This window comes from Methylophaga sp. (genome assembly GCF_965655755.1).
Lineage (GTDB): Bacteria > Pseudomonadota > Gammaproteobacteria > Nitrosococcales > Methylophagaceae > Methylophaga.
Map to the genome: position 1 here is coordinate 23,444 of NZ_CBFHHW010000005.1, position 3,636 is coordinate 27,079.

The 3,636-nt window shown below is 44.0% G+C and carries 2 protein-coding genes (1 of these 2 running past the window's edge); one reads left to right on the forward strand and one right to left on the reverse strand.

Features of this window, described 5'->3' with window-relative positions:
• On the forward strand, window positions 1-2,407 hold the 3' portion of the coding sequence (locus tag ACTF5U_RS02965; RefSeq protein WP_438970151.1) for an EAL domain-containing protein. Its footprint begins 728 nt before the window's first position; the window shows 2,407 of its 3,135 coding nt (coding positions 729-3,135); its start codon lies off the left edge, out of view; it ends in the stop codon at window positions 2,405-2,407.
• Here ACTF5U_RS02965 and ACTF5U_RS02970 read toward each other — a convergent pair.
• On the reverse strand, window positions 2,408-3,636 hold a 1,229-nt coding region (locus tag ACTF5U_RS02970), incomplete at its 5' end, for an ATP-binding cassette domain-containing protein (protein WP_438970152.1).

Sequence of the window (3,636 nt, forward strand, 5' to 3'; positions counted from 1 at the left end):
AAGTACCTTAGCGTGGAATCAGGATGTACCTGCTATTCTCCTCAACACCATACTCGCAGCGGTATGGGGCGGTATCTGTACCACCTTACTTAAATACTTTAGTGATGGTTATGTTGATGTATTGATGATTATCAATGGCGTGCTGGGTGGTTTGGTTTCAATTACGGCAAACTGTCACCTCGTCACGCCACTTCAGGCCATGATAATCGGTTTAATTGGTGGTGTGATTGTCTTCTATGGTGATCGTTTGCTCGAATCCAGACGGATCGATGATGCGATTGGCGTAATTCCAGTGCACTTATTTGCTGGTATATGGGGAACACTGGTGGTTGCATTAATGGGCAACGCCGAGAAAATCGGAAATGGGCTGAGTTGGACTCAGCAACTTTATGTTCAGACTTTCGGAATCGTCACCATAGGTCTTTATAGCTTTTTTACAGCTTTCTGTTTATTCAAAATAATCAATCGTTTTTATCCGTTAAGAGTCAGTGAACACGCTGAACTTGTTGGTCTCAATGTGGCAGAACATAGAGTGAGTACAGAGGTATTCGATTTGCTCGCAGCAATGCAGCATCAGCAGCAAAAGTCTGATTTTTCGTCCCGGGTCCCCGTCGAACCGTTTACTGAGGTTGGTCAGATAGCTCAGCAATACAATCGCGTCATTGATAAGGTTAATACCGAAATAGAACAAAGAGATAAAGCATTTAGTGCCTTTAAACAGAGTGAATTCCGTAAAGGTGCGATTATGCAGGCGGCAATGGATTGTATTGTCACGATTAATGGACGTGGCGATATCATCGAATTCAACCCAGCGTCTGAGCAATGTTTTGGTATGTCACGTCAATCTGTTCTGGGCAGTAACTTTTTTAGCTTATTCATTGCCAAAGAGTCACGTTCCGCGGCAATTAATAGTTTGAACCAAGGTTTCGTTGCCGGTGATGGCATGGTCTTAAAACGGCAAAACATCACAGAATTATCACGCGGTGATGGTGTTGAGTTTCCTGCTGAAGTCGTTATCACACAGACCACCCACCCGACCCAGTCAGAAATCGAATATACCTTGCATATTCGTGATATTACCCGGCAAATAAAACTTCAGGATCGACTCAAACAACTCGCTTATAACGACCCATTAACCGGTCTGTATAACCGCACCTACTTTATGAGTCACCTGAAACAAAGGGTTGCTTATCATCGTGAAAACGATGGGGCAGTGGTGATGATGTTCCTGGATTTGGACCAGTTTAAAAAAATTAACGATAACTTAGGACATAAAGCTGGGGATGAGCTGTTATGTGAAGTAGCTAACAGACTCAAAAAAGTAATGCGGGAGCTAGACTTGGTTGGTCGTTGGGGCGGTGATGAATTCGTAATAGTCATGTCAGGAAAAATATCTTTATCAGCAGCTGAAAACAAAGCAGAAGATATTCTTAACGTAATGCGCTCGCCGGTCAAATTGAATGGGCAATCATTGGTTGTTCCTACCAGCATCGGCATCGCCATCTCTGAAAACGGCGAAGTAACACCTGAACAATTAATGCAACAGGCTGATATGGCTATGTATCGCTCCAAACAAAGTGGGCGCAATACCTACCGTGTTTACCACGAAGAAATGAGCGAGAAAACCAAACAAAAATTCCAGTTTGAGAATGCTTTACCTGATGCTATTGCCAATAATCAACTGACTTTACATTATCAACCCAAAGTATCTGTAAACACGGATGAAGTTGTGGGTTTTGAGGCACTGGTTCGCTGGAATCACCCAGAACAAGGCCTTATTATGCCGGGTGATTTTATTCCCCTTATCGATGAATCAAACCTGATTATTGATCTCGGTGAGTGGGTCATTCAGCATGTCGTTGAACAATTGAGCGAATGGCGGAAGCTGGGGGCACCTTTATTACCTGTGGCAATCAATATTTCAGGCCATCATCTGCATTCAGAGAGCTTGATAGAACTCGTCTTTAAGTTGACGAAAGAATTTGATATCGATGGCGAGTTATTGGAGTTTGAAATCACTGAAGGCGTGCTTACCAGTGATACTGAGCAGAGTATTGCCGCTATGAAGGCCCTCAAAAAGACAAATATTCGTTTATCAATTGATGACTTTGGGACGGGTTATTCCTCACTCAGTTACCTTAAGAAATTTCCCGTTGATATCTTAAAGATCGATCAAGCGTTTATTCGTGAATGTCAGGTCAAACGCGAAGATGCTGCAATCTGTAAAACAATCATTACTCTAGGCAAAAGTTTAGGGTTGCAGATCATCGCTGAAGGCGTTGAAACCATCGAACAGCTCACATTTCTTAAACAGCATGATTGTGATATTTATCAAGGGTACTATTTCAGCAAGCCTATCCCTGCTGAATATATTTTGCCCTTACTTGAGCAGCGCTTACCTGTCTGATCAACTATTTTCTTTCTCCTCAAGCGCTTCCCATTTTTCGTAGGTCGCTGATAAAGTTTGCTCTAACTCTGCTACATCTTTTTGCAACTCAGCAATCGTATCAGCATCCTTTTTATAAAAGTCGGGATCAGACATTTGTTCATTAAAGGCCTGTTGTTTTGCTTCCAGCTCCTCGATTTTTCCTGGTAGCGCTTTCAGATCCAACTGCTCCTGATAGGTGAGCTTACTTTTCTTTTTAGCTGATGGTTTCGCTGCCTGTGAAGCCTGACTTTCATTTTTAGACGAAGCCTGTGGCTTTTCAGTCATTAGTGATCGCTGACGTAACCAGTCATCGTAACCACCGACATACTCTCGCACCTCACCGTCTTCATCAAAAACAATGCTGCTGGTAACAACATTATTGATAAATGACCGATCATGGCTTACCAGAAGTAACGTGCCGGTATAATTGAGCAACAAGTCTTCCAATAGTTCCAAGGTCTCAGCGTCAAGGTCATTAGTCGGCTCGTCCATTACCAGCAGATTGGCTGGCTGAGTAAATAATTTTGCTAACAGTAAGCGATTTCGCTCGCCACCGGATAAAGCTTTTACCGGTGTTCGTGCACGGTCCGGCGTGAACAGAAAGTCCTGCAAGTAACCAATAATGTGCTTGCGACTGCCATTGATATCAACGTGGTCACTCCCCTGCCCGACATTTTCAACCACACTCTCATCTTCATTGAGCTGACTACGGAGTTGATCAAAAAACGCCACTTCCAGGTTAGTCCCTGTTTTGACCTCACCCGACTCAGGCGCCTGGCGTTCCAGTAAAATCGACAACAGAGTGCTCTTACCACAGCCATTAGGCCCGATAACACCGATGCGATCGCCTCGCTGAATCAACGTGGTGAAGTTTTTAAACAGCTGTTTTCCATCGTAGCTTTGGCTGATATTTTCAGCTTCAATCACCAGCTTGCCACTGCGTTCCGCTTCCTGCAGTTGCATTTGTACGCTGCCCAGCTTCTCACGACGTTGACTGCGTTCTTTACGCAGTTGCTGCAACGCTCTAACACGTCCTTCATTGCGGGTTCTTCTGGCTTTAATCCCCTGACGAATCCAGGTTTCTTCCTGCGCCAGCTTTTTATCAAACTGGGCATTTTGCTCCGCTTCCGACGCCAACATTTCTTCACGCTTTTTCAGGTAATTATTATAGTCACCCGGAAAACTACTTAAATTACCGCGATCCAGTT